General features: G+C 33.0%; 14 protein-coding genes. 7 read left to right on the forward strand and 7 right to left on the reverse strand.

What is annotated here, in order from left to right; all coding sequences use genetic code 11:
• Nucleotides 1-180 precede the first annotated feature (180 nt).
• From PW52_RS08110 to mnmA, 3 genes are read right to left on the reverse strand one after another with little or no spacing between them, the layout of a single operon-like run.
• The gene (locus PW52_RS08110; protein WP_044632434.1) at nt 181-1,122 is read right to left on the reverse strand and encodes an NAD(P)H-dependent flavin oxidoreductase; all 942 of its coding nucleotides are present in this window, start codon (nt 1,120-1,122) and stop codon (nt 181-183) included.
• Nucleotides 1,122-2,717 carry a S8 family serine peptidase gene (locus tag PW52_RS08115; protein WP_044632435.1) on the reverse strand — a complete coding sequence of 532 codons (1,596 nt, stop codon included), beginning with the start codon at nt 2,715-2,717 and terminating at the stop codon, nt 1,122-1,124. Before PW52_RS08115 ends, PW52_RS08110 begins: the two co-directional genes overlap by 1 nt.
• Before the next feature lie 26 nt (nt 2,718-2,743).
• Complete coding sequence (mnmA, locus tag PW52_RS08120; RefSeq protein ID WP_044632436.1) at nt 2,744-3,931, reverse strand: tRNA 2-thiouridine(34) synthase MnmA; 1,188 nt, start codon at nt 3,929-3,931, stop codon at nt 2,744-2,746.
• A 179-nt stretch (nt 3,932-4,110) separates the two neighbouring features.
• Here mnmA and PW52_RS08125 point away from each other — a divergent pair, with 179 nt between their 5' ends.
• Nucleotides 4,111-5,088, forward strand: a complete 978-nt coding sequence (locus PW52_RS08125) for a fasciclin domain-containing protein (RefSeq protein ID WP_044632437.1) — start codon at nt 4,111-4,113, stop codon at nt 5,086-5,088.
• Between the two features lie 36 nt (nt 5,089-5,124).
• Here the strand turns inward: PW52_RS08125 and PW52_RS08130 are convergent, their stop codons facing one another.
• From PW52_RS08130 to PW52_RS08140, 3 genes are all read right to left on the reverse strand, one after another.
• Complete coding sequence (locus PW52_RS08130; protein WP_044632438.1) at nt 5,125-5,832, reverse strand: toxin-antitoxin system YwqK family antitoxin; 708 nt, start codon at nt 5,830-5,832, stop codon at nt 5,125-5,127.
• Between the two features lie 137 nt (nt 5,833-5,969).
• Nucleotides 5,970-7,856 carry a membrane protein insertase YidC gene (gene yidC / locus PW52_RS08135; RefSeq protein WP_044632439.1) on the reverse strand — a complete coding sequence of 629 codons (1,887 nt, stop codon included), beginning with the start codon at nt 7,854-7,856 and terminating at the stop codon, nt 5,970-5,972.
• Nucleotides 7,857-7,935: 79 nt separating this feature from the next.
• Complete coding sequence (locus tag PW52_RS08140; protein ID WP_044632440.1) at nt 7,936-9,576, reverse strand: CTP synthase; 1,641 nt, start codon at nt 9,574-9,576, stop codon at nt 7,936-7,938.
• Between the two features lie 321 nt (nt 9,577-9,897).
• On the opposite strand from PW52_RS08140, the gene trmD reads away from it, so the two are divergent.
• The 6 genes from trmD (at nt 9,898) to PW52_RS08170 (ending at nt 15,831) form a co-directional block, all read left to right on the forward strand.
• Entirely contained in the window at nt 9,898-10,575 is a 678-nt protein-coding gene (gene trmD / locus PW52_RS08145; protein ID WP_044632441.1) for a tRNA (guanosine(37)-N1)-methyltransferase TrmD, read from the forward strand.
• 3 nt (nt 10,576-10,578) lie between these two features.
• Nucleotides 10,579-11,067 (forward strand): GyrI-like domain-containing protein, encoded by a 489-nt coding sequence (locus tag PW52_RS08150; RefSeq protein ID WP_052823428.1) that lies wholly within the window; start codon nt 10,579-10,581, stop codon nt 11,065-11,067.
• Between the two features lie 228 nt (nt 11,068-11,295).
• The gene (gene rplS, locus PW52_RS08155; RefSeq protein ID WP_044632442.1) at nt 11,296-11,646 is read left to right on the forward strand and encodes a 50S ribosomal protein L19; all 351 of its coding nucleotides are present in this window, start codon (nt 11,296-11,298) and stop codon (nt 11,644-11,646) included.
• Nucleotides 11,647-12,480: 834 nt separating this feature from the next.
• On the forward strand, nt 12,481-14,691 hold the full coding sequence (locus tag PW52_RS08160; protein ID WP_044632443.1) for an NADP-dependent isocitrate dehydrogenase: 2,211 nt from the start codon (nt 12,481-12,483) through the stop codon (nt 14,689-14,691).
• Nucleotides 14,692-14,789: 98 nt separating this feature from the next.
• Entirely contained in the window at nt 14,790-15,611 is an 822-nt protein-coding gene (gene murQ, locus PW52_RS08165; protein ID WP_044632444.1) for an N-acetylmuramic acid 6-phosphate etherase, read from the forward strand.
• A complete protein-coding gene (locus PW52_RS08170; RefSeq protein WP_044632445.1) occupies nt 15,598-15,831 on the forward strand; it encodes a DUF6095 family protein in 234 nt (77 codons plus the stop codon). Before murQ ends, PW52_RS08170 begins: the two co-directional genes overlap by 14 nt.
• 22 nt (nt 15,832-15,853) lie before the next feature.
• Here the strand turns inward: PW52_RS08170 and PW52_RS08175 are convergent, their stop codons facing one another.
• Nucleotides 15,854-16,336 (reverse strand): DinB family protein, encoded by a 483-nt coding sequence (locus PW52_RS08175; protein ID WP_044632446.1) that lies wholly within the window; start codon nt 16,334-16,336, stop codon nt 15,854-15,856.
• Nucleotides 16,337-16,565 lie beyond the last annotated feature (229 nt).

A 16,565-nucleotide genomic window follows, 5' to 3' on the forward strand; every position in this document is an offset into this window, starting at 1 on the left:
TTAGAAAAAATTATTTTTTACAGATTTTTTTTACTAATTTTATAATAACACATTGAAAATCAACAAATTTACCAACACAATATTTCGAAAAACCAAAAGCACGTATTTTAAAGGGATTAAAAATTAAGCTGTAAAGTTTTTCATCAAAAAAGGAGAAAAAATTGATTTCTCCTTTTTTTTTTACAAACTAACTGCTAACTGTTTAGCCTTTTGAAAGTCTGAAATAATTTCTGCTACTATTTCCTCAACTGGTTTTATATCATGAATTAAACCCGCGATTTGTCCGATTTCAAGCTCACCTCCATCTAAGTCGCCTTCAAACATGCCTTTTTTCGCTCTACCTTTGCCTAATAAAACTTTTAAATCGTTAATTGTAGGTGACATTTTATATAATTCTTGAACTTGTGTATAAAAATCGTTTTTAATTAAACGTACTGGACCTAATTCCTTTAAAGTTAATTGTGTATCACCTTCTTTAACATCAACTACCGCTTGTTTAAATTTTTGATGTGCAGAACTTTCAACACTTGCCACAAAACGGCTGCCAATTTGAACCCCATCTGCTCCTAAGATCATAGTAGCTAACATCGCATTTCCTGTTGCAATACCACCAGCCGCAATTATTGGAATTTCTACTTTTTCCTTAACCATTGGAATAAGAGTAAGTGTTGTAGTTTCATCTCTACCATTATGGCCGCCTGCCTCAAAACCTTCGGCAACAATAGCATCAACACCAGCTTCTTGCGCTTTTAATGCAAACTTTACACTACTAACTACATGAACCACTTTTATGCCTTTATCTTGTAACCATTTTGTCCATGTTTTAGGATTTCCAGCCGAAGTAAATACAATTTTCACACCTTCTTCAACAATAATAGCCATGAGTTTATCAATATCTGGATAAAGCATTGGCACATTTACCGCAAATGGATTTTGTGTCGCTTTTTTACATTTAATAATGTGCTCTCGCAACACTTCTGGATACATACTACCTGCGCCTAAAACACCTAAAATCCCAGCATTACTAGCTGCAGAGGCTAAGCGCCATCCGCTATTCCAAACCATGCCTGCTTGAACAATGGGATATTTAATATTGAATAGCTCTGTAACTCTATTTTCCATTATTGTTTTAAGACTTTGAAGGTTTTAACAGTTTCATTTTGAATTACTTTTACAAGATATAATCCTGCTTGCAAGGTCGATAAATCAATTTCTGGAGCTTCAGAAGACACGGCATATTCTCCAACAAATTTTCCTAAAACACTAAAAACCGATACTTGTAAATCGCCATTTTGTACTTTAAAGAAAACCTTTCCGCTTGACGGGTTTGGATACAATTCTATTTGTAAATTATTATGAGAAGCAACTAATAACCCCGCATTAAAAGCTGCGAACAAATTAGGAATGCCATAACCTAAATAATTGTCTGGAGCCGAATATTGAGACGCCGATTCACGCACCAATTGCATAATTTCTGCGTTGGAAAAATTAGGTAAAGCCTGCCATAAACAAGCTATTCCTCCAGCCAAAATTGGAGAACTAAAGGACGTTCCGTTGGCTGCTACAACTACGTTATTTTCGTTTATTAAAGCACTGGATTGCCCTTGGGCTACAACATCTGGTTTTTGTGTAGGTTGAAAATTACTACCAACCGAACTAAACCAAGCAGAATTACCACTGGCATCGACTGCTCCAATAGTTAAGGTATTTGATGAATCGCCTGGTGCTGTTATACCATCTTCTCCTTCGTTACCTGCCGAAGTAACCAATAAAAGTCCTTTTTCGAATGCAATGTTTGCACCACGCGAAATAAATGCGGTGGTTCCATTCATTTCTGCATCTGTGTAGGTGTAGTTCGCATTATCAAACGTTTTGTATCCTAAAGATGTGTTTATAATATCTACTCCTAAACTATCGGCACGTTCGGCAGCTTCAACCCAATAACTCTCTTCTGCGGGTGTTTCGCTACTTACATCTTCTGTAATAAACAAATAATAAGAAGCGTCTGGTGCTGTGCCAACAAATTCATTTTCAATATAACCAGCCATTGTACTTAAAACCAGAGTGCCATGATTATGTTGTGAAGTGTTATACACATCTAAATCTCGATTTACAAAATCGTAAACCCCTTTAATATTACCAGCATTTCGCAAACGCTCGAAGCCACCAAGTGTATTCGCGTTTGGAAATCCAGCATCGAGCACGGCAATAGTAATGCCCGTTCCTGTATAATTGTTTAAATGCAGATTATCGACACTAATCATTTCTGTTTGATTAGATGCATTACCATAATTAAACGTAACTAATTCCTCTTGAAATTTATTGGTAAACTTGTCTTGTTTTGCTTTTGAAGTATTTAAGTTATTGTTAGCAAAATCAATACTTTCCACGAAACTTAAAGCAGATAAAGCATTAATATTTTCTTCGCTACCTCTAACATAAACAGTATTAAACCATTTAGATTTGGCTAAAACCGAAATGCCTGATTGTGATTTAATTTGAGTTATATAAGACTCATTTACAGGAACATCACGTGCATCGATAGGGATATTAAAATTTTGTTTTCTATCGATTGCTTTCTGGGTTAAAATTGAAATCGGGTTTTCTATAGCAGTAGCAACATTTTCTTTATCGGTTAAAAATACCCATGCGTCTTCTTGTGCAACACCGGTTTGAAAAATTGTAAAAGCAACAAGAAAAAATAATACCCGAATCATTTTATAGTAGTTTTGGCTATTGCAATTTAATAAATTACGCCCGAACCAACTAACTCATCGTTTAAGTACCAAGCTACAAACTGCCCTTCTGTTATTGCCGATTGATAATTTTCGAAGTTCACATAAATGCCATCTTCAACCTTAAGTAAAGTTGCATTTTCAAGTTGTTGCCTGTATCGAATACGTGCTTTTACTTTTAAAGTTTCGTTGGTATTTAAAGCTAAATCTTGGCGCACCCAATGTAATTCGGCATTCGTAACAAAAAGTGTTTTTTTAAGTAAACCAGGATGTGCTTTACCTTGACCTGTATAAATAATGTTTTTTTCAACATCTGTATCAATTACAAAAAGTGGTTCTACGGTACCGCCAACACCTAAACCTTTTCTTTGACCTTTAGTAAAATAGTGTGCACCTTGATGCTTACCAACCACTTTACCTTGAGTTTTTGAATATTTTATCTTGCGAGATAGATATTTTAATTTTTCTTCTTCTGAGTTAAAACTCGGTTCAGTCTGATTATAAACCTCTAAATCGTTTGGAATTTCTACAATTTCGCCTTCTTTAGGTTTTAGTTGTTGCTGAAGAAACTCGGGTAACTTTACTTTACCAATAAAACACAAGCCTTGAGAATCTTTTTTATCTGCCGTAATTAAATCTAATTCCGATGCAATTTTACGCACTTCAGGTTTTGTTAATTCCCCAATTGGAAAAAGCGATTTTGCCAATTGATCTTGCGATAATTGGCATAAAAAATACGATTGATCTTTATTACCATCGACACCAGTAAGTAATTGATAAACATTTTCTCCGTCTTTCTCGATAGTTCCTTTTCTACAATAATGTCCAGTGGCTACATAATCGGCTCCTAAATCGAGAGCGATTTTCATAAATACATCAAACTTTATTTCTCTATTACAAAGTACATCAGGGTTTGGTGTACGTCCGTTTTCATATTCATTGAACATGTAATCAACAATACGCTCTTTATACTGCTCACTTAAATCGACGGTTTGAAATGGAATACCCAATTTATCTGCAACCAACATGGCATCATTACTATCATCCAGCCAAGGACATTCGTTAGAAATTGTAACCGAATCGTCGTGCCAGTTTTTCATAAACAACCCAATAACTTCATAGCCTTGTTGTTGTAACAAATACGCAGCAACGCTAGAATCTACTCCTCCAGAAAGTCCAATAATTACACGTTTCATCTTAAAAAAATTAATGTGCAAATATAAACATAATTATAGTTTTTAACTGCTTGTTTTATTTAGTGTATGATTATCAGAAAAATAATTTTGTTTAAATTTTAACAAAATTTAATAAACAAAAAATTAATTTTGTTTATTAATTAACTAAATTTGTTAAACAAACAAAAAAACATTAAGATATGAAAAAGTCAATTTTATTACGCGCATTTTTTTTAATTGCTACTGTGGTTTTTATTTCTTGTAGCGAAGATGATAACGAAACGATGACAGTAGATGGCCCCTTTAACATTGTTGAAACAGCTCAAAGCGTTCCAGATTTAAGTATTTTGGTTGAAGCAGTTGTACAAACCAATTTAGTAGCAGCCCTTACCGCAGATGGCAACAAAACTGTATTAGCCCCATCTAATACAGCGTTTAATGCTTTTCTTAACGAAAACGGGTTTAGCTCTCTTTCTGAAGTACCAAACGATATATTAACACAAATATTACTTAACCATGTAATTCCTGATACCGACATTATGTCTTCAGATTTATTGGGAACCATAGGATACACCAATACAATGGCCGATGGCCCTAATGACACAAAGTTAAGCCTATATTATAATGGTAATTCTGGGGTAATGTTTAACGGTTATGCTAAAGTAACAACTCCAGATGTAAACACTTCCAACGGTGTAGTTCATATTATAGACAAAGTTATAGATTTACCTACAATCGCTACATTTGCCACTAGCAATGACGCATTGTCTATTTTGGTTGATGCTTTAGTTTATGCAGATACAGGTATGCCTACCGTTCCTTATATTACAACTGTTTCTGATGCTGAAGCTGGACCGTACACTGTTTTCGCACCATCAAATGATGCTTTTGCAAATTTATTAACTGAATTAGAAGTTAATGCATTAACAGATTTATCAACAGCTACAGTAGATGCTGTTTTACTTAATCATATTGTTAATGCAAATGTACAATCGAACATGTTGACTTCTGGTACGGTTTCTACACTAGGTGGTGACATTACTGCTGATACTAGCACCTTTACTCTTACAGATGCTAATGGAAGAATGAGCAGCATTATAACAACTTTAGTAGATATTCAAGGTACTAATGGTGTAGTTCATGTTATCGATAAGGTTATTTTACCTGCTTCTGAATAAAAATATTATATAATAAAATAAAAAACTCCTTAATAATTAAGGAGTTTTTTTTATAATCTTAGTTTTCTTTGTAAAGTCTTTTTCTTCTATAAGTTTACCATTTTCATAAAACTTCCAAATCCCAATTTTTTTATCTTTTTCATAATAACCTTCAGATATTAACTCTCCTGAGTTACTATAATATTTAGCCTGACCATTAAATAAATCATTTTCGTAATTCACCGTTTTCAATAACACATTCGTTTCGGTAAACCAACTTGCTACCCCTTGCAACTTGCCATTTACATATTGTTTTTTCTCGGCTATTGTTCCATTTGGAAAATACACCAATCGCTCTCCATTTAACTCTCCATTTTCGTTATAATGCTCTAAAGTTAAAATGGCATCACTATTCTTTTGATAATATTTCCATGTCCCGATATAATTTTTACCATCCATTAGGCCTTCGCTAATAACTTTTCCCGTGGATGTTAAAAATTTTACTTCGGCAATATTATTATCTTTATTAAATTCTTTAGTGGCAGATAAAACAGGTTTACCATTTAGTTTTTTGTAAAACTTAAAAAGCCCAATTTCTTTACCATGAAAAAATTCGCCTTCATACCGTAAAACTTTTGTATTATCGAAATACTTTTTATAGATACCATGACGCTTTCCATTTTCATCTAGTTGATTTACAGTTTGAGAAAAACCGGAAAAACTAACAAATAAAACTATAATTGAAGCTAACTTAAAAACGTTCATGCCCGTTATTTTTAAAATAAATTATGATCTACTTTTAATAATCAAAATTTTAACAACAAATTTAATACCAAATTGTATAAATAAAAAAGCTGCCATAAAAATTTTTAAAGCAGCTTTTTAAATAGGTATCAACAAATTTACTTACGTTTATTTTGTTGCGTTTTTTGTTGTTGTTCTGCTTGTTCCATCATTTCTGCCATTTTTCGTTGAAAACGATTTTGCTTACGAGGCTTTTTCTTTTTCTCTTGAATTTGAGCATGTATTTTATCTTCGTCCAGAATAAAGTTTTTAATTACTAAAATAATTCCGATACTAATTAAATTCGATATAAAATAATATAAACTTAAACCAGAAGCGTAATTATTAAAGAAGAAAAGCATCATTATTGGCGAGAAATACATCATATATTTCATCATTTTAGCCATGTCTGGCATACCTTCTTGTTGTGGTGCGGTTTGTACATTTTGTCCTGTAGTTAATCGCATATAGAAGAAAATAGCTACCGATGCTAATATTGGAAACAAACTTACGTGGTTACCATAAAACGGAATGTGAAATGGCAAATCGGCAATAACATCGTAGGATGATAAATCGTCTGCCCAAAGAAAACTTTTTTGTCTTAAATCGAACGCCGAAGGGAAAAATTGGAATAAAGCATAAAATACTGGCAGTTGTATTAAGGCTGGTAAACAACCTGCCATTGGACTTGCACCTGCTTTAGTTTGTAACGCCATAGTTTCTTGCTGCGCCTTCATTTTGTTGTTCTTGTACTTTTCACGGATAGCATCTAATTCTGGCTTTAAAATCTTCATTTTTGCCTGTGATAAGAATTGCTTGTACTGTACAAACGATAAACATATTTTAACTAAAATAGTCATAACAACAATGGCTATTCCATAAGGCATCCATCCTCCTAGCAAGCTAAACAAAGGCATAAATATATAACGGTTTATCCAACCAAAAATACCCCAACCAAATGGCACAATTTCATCCAAATTACGGTCGTAAGCGTTTAAGGTTTTAAACTCACTCGGCCCAAAATAGAAATCCATAGGTTGGTTAATTTCTCCTCCTTGTAGCTCTAAAGGTATTTTTGTGGCGAAATATTTAGTATAAATCGTATCTATTTCTTCATCTTCTACTAAATTTTCAGCTTTAATATTTGCTATTTTAAAGGCCCTATCGGTAAGTAAAACCGATGTAAAGAAATGTTGTTTATAGCCAATCCAAGTAACATCTTCTAATTCGTCGTCGGCATCACGAGCTCCAGTATAATCGGCTTTTCCATCTTCGTACTCGTAATGAATATCGGTATAACGATTTTCGTAAGAGATACTTTTTGCATGACGATATCCTTTTAAATCCCAATCTAAATTAACGGCTTGCGAACCATTTATTACGTCGCTTAACCCTTGAGAACGGATGGTAAAATCCATCATGTAATCGTTATCTTTAATTTCGTAACGGTATTCTAAAAACTTACTTTCAGACACTTTTAGTTTCATTGAAACTACAGTAATATCACCATTTTTGGTAACTGTTGGTACAAATGGTAAATCTTTGGTATTTAAAACACGGCTATCTGTAGTCCCAAAATTAATATTGAAACCAGAGTTGTTATCTTTTATTAAATAGATAGGAACCGAGTCGAAATCTACAAACTTTTTTAATCGTACTTCACTTAAATAACCGCCTTTATTACTAAATTTTAAAGCTAATAAATCACTTTCAACAGTAGTTTCGTTGTTGGAAGATTGGGTTGCAGAATATGCAAAAGCACCTAATTTATTTTTTAGTTGCACTAATTGAAGAGAGTCTATTCCGTTGCCAACATTATAAATTTCAGCATCGACAACTTTAGTGTCATTGGCTTTCTTTTCGGCTTCAACTTGTTCTTGTTTAGCTTTTTCTTCAGCTTCAAGTTCTTCTTGTGTAGGCTGGTTTTGCCACAACATGTACATTAAAATACCAAAAATTAGTACGAAACCAATTATCGAATTAATGTCTAACTTCTTTTCTTCCATCTAAATTATATTCGTAAATATTAAAAAATTCCTGCCATTACACAGGAATATACTTAGCTTATCAAAAAACTAACCAGTTTTATTTTTGTGCCAAAGTGGCATTTTTGTGTTTCTTTTTATAATTACAAGCAGCCTTTACAAATGCCACAAATAAAGGGTGTGGATTTGCCACAGTACTCTTATATTCTGGGTGATATTGCACACCTATAAACCATGGGTGTTCTGGTAATTCTACAATTTCTACCAATCCTGTATCTGGATTTAAACCAGATGCTACTAGGCCAGCTTCTTCCATTTGAGTACGATACGCGCTATTAAATTCGTAACGGTGACGGTGACGTTCTTTTATGCTTTCCGCTTTGTAAATATCTCTTGCCATGCTTCCCATTTTAAGGTCGCAATCCCAAGCACCTAAACGCATAGTGCCTCCCATTTCAGTAATATTCTTTTGGTCTTCCATTAAATTGATTACCGGATTGTCGCAATCTGGAGCCATTTCGGTAGAATTTGCGTCTCTAATATTAAGCTTGTTTCTGCAAAACTCGATAACTGCCATTTGCATACCTAAACAAATTCCTAAAAACGGAATGTTATTTTCACGCACAAATTTGACAGCATCAATTTTACCTTCAATACCACGTTCTCCAAAACCTGGAGCAACTAAAACACCATCTAAATGCGATAGTTTTAGTTTAATATTATCACTACTTAAATATTCGCTATGAATAGATTCGATATTTACTTTAACCTCGTTTTCTGCCCCAGCATGAATAAAAGCTTCTAAAATAGATTTATATGAATCTTGCAACTCAACATATTTCCCAACCAAACCAATAGTTACCTCGGAAGCTGGATTTTTATGACGTTTTAAAAATTCATTCCAACGCGAAATATCTGGTTTTATGCTTTTTAAATTAAGTTTTTTAAGCACTACCTTATCTAAGCCTTGCTCTAACATTAAATTAGGTACATCGTATATGGTTGAAGCATCGATAGATTGTATTACAGCTTCTTCCTTTACGTTACAGAAAAGAGCTAGTTTACGTCGTAAATCGTTTGGTAAATGGTGCTCGGTTCTACAAACTAAAATATCGGCTTGTACACCACTTTCCATCAATGTTTTTACACTATGCTGAGTTGGCTTGGTTTTTAACTCGCCAGCTGCCGATAAAAATGGTACTAATGTTAAATGAATAACAATACCGTTGTTTTCTCCTAAATCCCAACGTAATTGCCTAACTGCTTCTATGTATGGTAAAGACTCAATATCTCCAACGGTTCCACCTATTTCGGTAATAATAATATCGTAATCGCCAGAATTACCAAGGCTTTGTATGCGTGCTTTAATTTCATCGGTAATATGCGGAATAACTTGCACTGTTTTACCTAAAAACTCACCACGACGTTCTTTTTCAATTACGCTTTGGTAAATACGACCTGTTGTAACATTATTTGCCTGACTAGTTGGCACGTTTAAAAATCGCTCGTAGTGACCTAAATCTAAATCGGTTTCTGCACCATCGTCGGTAACATAACATTCGCCATGTTCGTAAGGATTTAATGTTCCTGGATCTACGTTTATATAAGGATCTAGCTTTTGAATGGTTACGCGGTAGCCTTGAGATTGTAAAAGTTTGGCTAATGATGCCGCAATTATACCTTTACCTAAAGATGATGTAACCCCGCCAGTTACGAAAATGTATTTTGTTGTAGTTGTCATGTTGCGCTTTTAAACGCAGGCAAATTTACAAAATTAAAATAGTTATTGCCGAATTACTTTTTAGTAATTTTATAAGGAGTTGTTAACAAGGCTTACTGTTTGATTTTAATAACTTTAGATTTAATTAAAAACAACAAATCTTTAACCAAACAAATCCTATTCTACTCAAAACAAACTCTTTATAGTAATTTAATTATTTTAAATTGACTAGTAATATGAAAAATAATATTGACAACACCATAATACCTGCAAATTTTGAAAAAACCACATCTAAAATATCCCAAACAATTAAATTATCTTTGCAGCCAATAACAATTTAACATGCGCATTGATATTATAACGGTTTTACCGGAACTACTTAAAAGTCCTTTTGAAGCTTCTATTTTAAAACGAGCTATTGAGGCTAATTTAGTTGAAGTTCATTTTCATAACCTACGTGATTATAGTAATAACAACTACAAAAGCGTAGACGACTACCAATTTGGTGGTGGCGCTGGCATGGTTATGATGATTGAACCTATTGATAAATGTATAAGTAAACTAAAGGAAGAACGCCATTACGACGAAATTATTTATATGACTCCCGATGGAGAAACCCTAAACCAAGGTATTGCCAATCAATTATCGTTAAAAGAAAACATAATTATTTTATGCGGACATTATAAAGGTGTAGATCAACGTGTGCGCGATCATTTTATAACAAAAGAAATATCAATTGGAGATTATGTGCTTTCCGGTGGCGAATTAGGCGCAGCCGTACTTTGCGACGCTGTTATACGGTTAATACCAGGCGTTTTAGGAAACGAAACCTCTGCCCTAACCGATTCGTTTCAAGATAATTTATTGGCACCACCAATTTATACCAAACCTCGCGAATATAAAGGCATGAAAGTTCCTGAACTTTTATTTAGCGGAAACTTACCGGAGATTGAAAAATGGCGAGAAGAACAAGCCTACCAGCGTACCAAAGAACGTCGTCCAGATTTATTAGAAGATTAATACATGATAAATCCTGAAATTGTAACCATTCCAGAAACGTTACTTGTGGGTATGCATACTAATATGTCGCTTACAGAAAATAAAACCTTTAATTTATTTTCTGCTTTTATGCCACAGCTATCGCGCATAAATAATATAATTTCTCCGGATGTTTATGAGGTTATTATTTATGGTGAAGAGTATTTTCAAAACTTTAACCCTAACACTACTTTTACAAAATGGGCAAGTGTAGCGGTTGAAAATTTGGAAAACACCCCCAAAAACATGGACACTTTAAAACTTAAAACTGGTAATTACGCCAAATTTATTTATAAAGGTTTACCACAAGATATTGGCAATTTTATGGGGCTTATTTTTGAAAATTGGTTGCCGCATTCTGAGTATATTCTAGACGATCGTCCACATTTTAATGTTCTTGGAGATTCTTATAAACCTAATCACCCAGAATCGGAAGAAGTCATTTTTATTCCAATAAAGCCAAAAATACCTTAAAAAGCTGTGTTAAGGATAGTAACGGCATCCTTTTTTGAAGTATGAAAAAAAGATATAGTGAATAGCCTGACCCCGCAAAAACGGGGTAACACCAAAAGCATTAAAATTTTAAAACTTTTACTTTTTAGTTATAACTTTTTAATTATCTTTGCAGCCAATTTCGGGTTAACCTCTGGCGAAAATCGTGAATGTTGTTTCGAATTAACTCATAATTAATATTTTAAAGATATGGAATCTTTAGTAAAATTTGTACAAGACGAATTTGTAACAAGAAAAGAATTTCCAGAGTTTAGCGCTGGAGACACAATAACAGTTTACTACGAAATTAGAGAAGGAGAAAAAGTACGTACTCAGTTCTTTAGAGGTGTAGTAATACAACGCAGAGGTTCAGGAACTTCTGAAACTTTTACAATTAGAAAAATGTCTGGAACTATTGGTGTAGAACGTATTTTCCCAGTAAATTTACCAGCATTACAAAAAATTGAAGTAAACAAGCGTGGTAAAGTTCGTAGAGCTAGAATTTACTACTTTAGAGGCTTAACTGGTAAGAAAGCTAGAATTAAAGAAGTAAGACGTTAATATTATACTGCTTTTGCAGATTTAAAAGCCTTGGTTAATAGCCAAGGTTTTTTTCGTTATTAACAATTGTTAATAAATACGGTTTATAACCGGTTGATATTTAAACTAGTAAAACAATTGGTGCTTTGGAAGATTTTTCGTAATTTAGAACAGAGATAATAACCAAATACGTTTGGGTTTCATTACCGACGATGAATTTATATTACACTCTAAATAAGGTAACGTTCTTATACAAATTAATTGTTTTTGCTAGTTCTTTTTATATGTTTAGGCATAGAAAATAAAAACTAGATGTCTTACTAAATTGGTGATATTCATTTAATTTAAAGTTAAGACTAAAGCTTAAAGTTAAATTTACTAAAGTAAAGTTAGCAATTTAAGCGATGCTTAAACCAAGTTAACGCGAAAGCGAACATTCGAGTTAAAAGCATAAAAAAACAATTATCTGAAGTAAGTAAAGTAATAGGTCAATACATTTTGAAAATTACAAGCTTATTTCGTTTGAAATAACTTCATACTGGAATAGTTTAAATGAAAATTTTAAATTAAAATTAGCAAAATGCTAAAAAAGTAATGTGTTATTTCAAGAAAGCCATGTCAAAGAAGATTAAATTCCTCTGTGATATGGCTTTTGTTTTTTAGTGGATAAGGCATTTTTTTTAAAATTTTTTTAACATTTGCTAGAAATTTGTTTAAAATAAAGGCTTTATTTACTTTTTCATGTCATTTCGCACATAAATTAGCTATCAATTTTTGTATATTCGCATCGCTTTAAACTAATCACTTAAATATTGTTTTGTCAAACAAAATAAACTTTACAAAAACTATAAATTGATGTCAAAAATAATTTACACAAAAACAGACGAAGCACCAGCTTTAGCAACACAATCTTTTTTACCTATAGTGCAAGCCTTTGTAAAATCTTCTGGTATTGAAATTGAAACAAAAGATATTTCTTTAGCCGCAAGAATTTTAGCTGTTTTTCCCGATTATTTAAATGAAGATCAAAAAGTTTCAGATGATTTAGCAATTTTAGGTGAATTAGCAAAAAAACCTGAAGCTAATATTATAAAATTACCTAACATTAGTGCCTCTATACCACAGCTTAAAAGTGCTATTTCAGAATTACAATCTAAAGGATTTGCGGTTCCTAGCTATCCGGATGAACCAGCTAATGACACGGAAAAAGAAGTAAAGTCTCGCTATGATAAAATTAAAGGTAGTGCTGTAAACCCAGTATTACGTGAGGGTAACAGTGACAGACGTGCGCCAAAAGCTGTTAAAAACTTTGCTAAAAAGAACCCGCACTCTATGGGTGAATGGAAGAGCGATTCTAAAACACATGTGGCGACCATGAGCGATAATGACTTTGCTCATAATGAAGTCTCAGTTACTATTCCTGAAGCGACAAGCATAACTATAGAACATACTGATGAAAAAGGTAACACTACAGTTTTAAAAGATAGCTTGGCATTATTAAAAGGTGAAATTATAGATTCTACCGTTATGCGTAAAAAGGCCTTAATTAGCTTTTTTGAAGAACAAGTAGCAGACGCAAAAGAACAAGGCGTATTGTTTTCATTACACATGAAAGCTACCATGATGAAAGTAAGTGACCCAATTATATTTGGTCATGCTGTTAAAATATTCTTTAAAGATATTTTTGAAAAACATGGTGAAGCTTTAGAAAGTGTTGGTGTTGATGTTAAATCTGGTTTTGGTAATTTATTAGAACGTATAAACGATTTACCTGAAGCTAAAAAAGCCGAAATTGAAGCTGATATTGATGCCGTTTACAAAAATGGTCCTGCTTTAGCTATGGTAAATTCAGATAAAGGTATCACAAACTTACACGTGCCAAGTGATGTTATTATTGATGCTTCTATGCCTGCAATGATTCGTACTTCGGGACAAATGTGGAATGCCGAAGGTAAATTACAAGATACTAAAGCTGTAATTCCAGATAGTAGTTACGCTGGTGTTTACGCTGCAACCATTGATTTTTGTAAAAAGAATGGAGCTTTCGACCCGACAACTATGGGAACTGTACCAAATGTTGGATTAATGGCTCAAAAAGCCGAAGAATATGGATCTCATGATAAAACTTTCGAAATTGCTTCAAATGGTGTCGTTAAAGTTATTGATGCCAACGGTAATGTGTTAATGCAACATGATGTTAATGCTGGTGATATCTGGAGAATGTGTCAAACAAAAGACGCTCCTGTTCAAGACTGGGTAAAATTAGCAGTTACTAGAGCTCGTGCTTCAGAAACACCTGCTGTTTTTTGGTTAGATGAGAACAGAGCTCATGATGCCGAATTAATTAAAAAAGTTAATCTTTATTTAAAAGATCATAATACTGATGGATTAGATTTAAGAATATTATCTCCTATCGAAGCAACATTATTTACATGCAAAAGGTTAAAAGCAGGTGAAGATACTATTTCTGTATCTGGAAATGTTTTACGTGATTATTTAACCGATTTATTCCCAATTTTAGAAGTTGGAACTAGTGCAAAAATGTTATCTATTGTACCACTAATGAATGGTGGAGGTTTATTTGAAACTGGCGCTGGTGGTTCTGCTCCAAAGCACGTACAACAATTATTAGAAGAAAACCATTTACGTTGGGATTCTTTAGGCGAATTTTTAGCCTTAGCAGTTTCTCTAGAACATTTTAGTGAAGTTAACAACAATGCTAAAGCTAAAGTTTTAGGAAAAACTTTAGATGACGCCACAGAAAAGTTATTAGAAAACAAAAAAGGACCATCAAGAAAAGCTGGAGAATTAGACAATAGAGGAAGCCATTTTTACTTAGCGTTATATTGGGCACAGGAATTAGCAAATCAAACAGAAGATTCTGCCTTAAAAGAAGAATTTACGCCAATAGCTGAAAAATTAGCAGCGAACGAGCAAAACATTGTTAACGAACTTAATGACATCCAAGGAAAACCAGCTACTATTGGTGGCTATTACGAACCAAACGCAGATTTAATTCAAGAAGTAATGCGACCAAGCGCAACATTTAACAATATTATTAATTAAAAATTAAGCTCCTATTTATGAGGAGCTTTTTTTACTTATTTCAGATAACAAATTTTAATAATGTTTTGTACTTATTAAAATTTGTTATTTTTAAGCATATGAGTTTTATTAAAACTACCGAGCAAGATTCTAAATACAATCATCTTGAAAAGATGAACACCAGAGAATTGCTCGAAAATATTAATAACGAAGATAAAACAGTGCCTTTAGCTGTTGAAAAAGCCTTACCCCAAATTGAAATGCTTGTAGACCAAGTTGTTTCTAAATTAAGTAATGGCGGTCGTTTATTTTACATTGGTGCAGGCACGAGTGGCCGTTTAGGGATTTTAGATGCTTCGGAATGCCCTCCAACTTTTGGTGTTTCTCCCGAACTAGTAATAGGGATTATTGCAGGAGGCGACAATGCCATTAGAAATGCTGTTGAAAATGCCGAGGATTCTACAAACCAAGGTTGGGAAGACTTAAAAACGTTTGAAATTTCGTCTAAAGACATCGTTATAGGTATTGCGGCATCAGGAACAACACCTTACGTCATTTCTGCTTTAGAAAATTGTAATTCCAATAATATTGTAACAGGCAGTATTTCATGTAACCTTAACAGCCCGTTATCTCAGGCTGCTCAATTTCCTATTGAAGCTATTGTTGGTCCTGAATTTGTTACTGGAAGTTCAAGAATGAAAGCTGGAACTGCTCAAAAGTTGGTGTTAAACATGATTACCACCTCATCTATGATTAAACTAGGACGTATAAAAGGCAATAAAATGGTCGATATGCAACTTAGTAATAATAAATTGGTTAACAGAGGTACAAAAATGATAATGAGCGAACTTAATTTACCAGAAACTGAAGCAAAACAACTACTTCAGAAGTATAAAAACGTTAGGTTAGCAATTCAAAACTACAATAATGGAAAGCAATAAAACAGACAAAAAAACGTTATTTAAAGGTATTAAAATAATGGTTTTTTCCTTATTTAGTTTCTTTATTGGTCCAACCTTTATGCACATGGCATTAAATAATAAGGAAAAACCACTTTATATGCCTATGCTTATAGTTGGTTGCCTAATTTGTGCAATGGCTGTTATTCTAGCTTTTCGCGGAATAAACACTATAATGAGCAGTATTTTTAAGAAGAAATAGTCATCTTCCGTATTTATATAATTTAACGTTTTGGAGTAGACGGGTTGTAACCAAACTCGCAATCCGCCACCTTAATTCCTAGTTGATCAATAATATAGTTAATTATGGCATAATGATGAATGGCGTGGCTGTTGGCTTGGGCAAACAAAGCTTCAATAGTATAATTTATTTTTGTTTTACCGGTACCTAAATCATCAATTACAACAATATTTTTATTTTCGGTATTAAAATCATTCAACTTATTTATAATATGGGTTAAATGTTCTGAAGCTGTTAAACAGCAGGATTCCACCTTTGTATTTCGTTCCCTCGAAGTTAGATCAATCACTCCTTTTTCTTCACAAAAAATACAATTATAAAAATCGAAAATATGTCTTAAATGAGACCCAATACTAGAATAATATGGCCCAATCGAAATATTAGTTAATTCTTCGTTAGATAGCTGCGATAATAAGGTTTCAGATTTCTTTAAAGTATTTATCGAAGCGTTTATAATAACTTGCATGCAAAGAATTTTCGTTTAAAATAATAAAAATATTCCATAGTTAGTCTTGATATTTAAAACTCCTTACAGTTTTTAATACTTATTTCTAAACTAATTTTAGGTTTTAACAAAACGAATCTTAACCTCACGGAACACTACTAGAAAGAATTGTTTAACAATATTTTGTTTACTCTTTTGTAATAACTGACTGTGTACAAATTAATGAACAATTCGAAAATAAACTTAAATA

The organism is Neotamlana sedimentorum, assembly GCF_000943565.1.
GTDB classification, from domain to species: Bacteria; Bacteroidota; Bacteroidia; order Flavobacteriales; family Flavobacteriaceae; genus Neotamlana; species Neotamlana sedimentorum.

What these genes read in the sequence shown, in the direction of transcription:
- murQ (WP_044632444.1), top strand. Translation starts at nt 14,790, where the DNA reads ATGAGTTTTATTAAAACTACCGAGCAAGATTCTAAATACAATCATCTT.
- PW52_RS08115 (WP_044632435.1), bottom strand. Translation starts at nt 2,717, where the DNA reads ATGATTCGGGTATTATTTTTTCTTGTTGCTTTTACAATTTTTCAAACC.
- PW52_RS08170 (WP_044632445.1), top strand. Translation starts at nt 15,598, where the DNA reads ATGGAAAGCAATAAAACAGACAAAAAAACGTTATTTAAAGGTATTAAA.
- PW52_RS08110 (WP_044632434.1), bottom strand. Translation starts at nt 1,122, where the DNA reads ATGGAAAATAGAGTTACAGAGCTATTCAATATTAAATATCCCATTGTT.
- PW52_RS08130 (WP_044632438.1), bottom strand. Translation starts at nt 5,832, where the DNA reads ATGAACGTTTTTAAGTTAGCTTCAATTATAGTTTTATTTGTTAGTTTT.
- trmD (WP_044632441.1), top strand. Translation starts at nt 9,898, where the DNA reads ATGCGCATTGATATTATAACGGTTTTACCGGAACTACTTAAAAGTCCT.
- rplS (WP_044632442.1), top strand. Translation starts at nt 11,296, where the DNA reads ATGGAATCTTTAGTAAAATTTGTACAAGACGAATTTGTAACAAGAAAA.
- PW52_RS08140 (WP_044632440.1), bottom strand. Translation starts at nt 9,576, where the DNA reads ATGACAACTACAACAAAATACATTTTCGTAACTGGCGGGGTTACATCA.
- PW52_RS08160 (WP_044632443.1), top strand. Translation starts at nt 12,481, where the DNA reads ATGTCAAAAATAATTTACACAAAAACAGACGAAGCACCAGCTTTAGCA.
- yidC (WP_044632439.1), bottom strand. Translation starts at nt 7,856, where the DNA reads ATGGAAGAAAAGAAGTTAGACATTAATTCGATAATTGGTTTCGTACTA.
- mnmA (WP_044632436.1), bottom strand. Translation starts at nt 3,931, where the DNA reads ATGAAACGTGTAATTATTGGACTTTCTGGAGGAGTAGATTCTAGCGTT.
- PW52_RS08175 (WP_044632446.1), bottom strand. Translation starts at nt 16,336, where the DNA reads ATGCAAGTTATTATAAACGCTTCGATAAATACTTTAAAGAAATCTGAA.
- PW52_RS08150 (WP_052823428.1), top strand. Translation starts at nt 10,579, where the DNA reads ATGATAAATCCTGAAATTGTAACCATTCCAGAAACGTTACTTGTGGGT.
- PW52_RS08125 (WP_044632437.1), top strand. Translation starts at nt 4,111, where the DNA reads ATGAAAAAGTCAATTTTATTACGCGCATTTTTTTTAATTGCTACTGTG.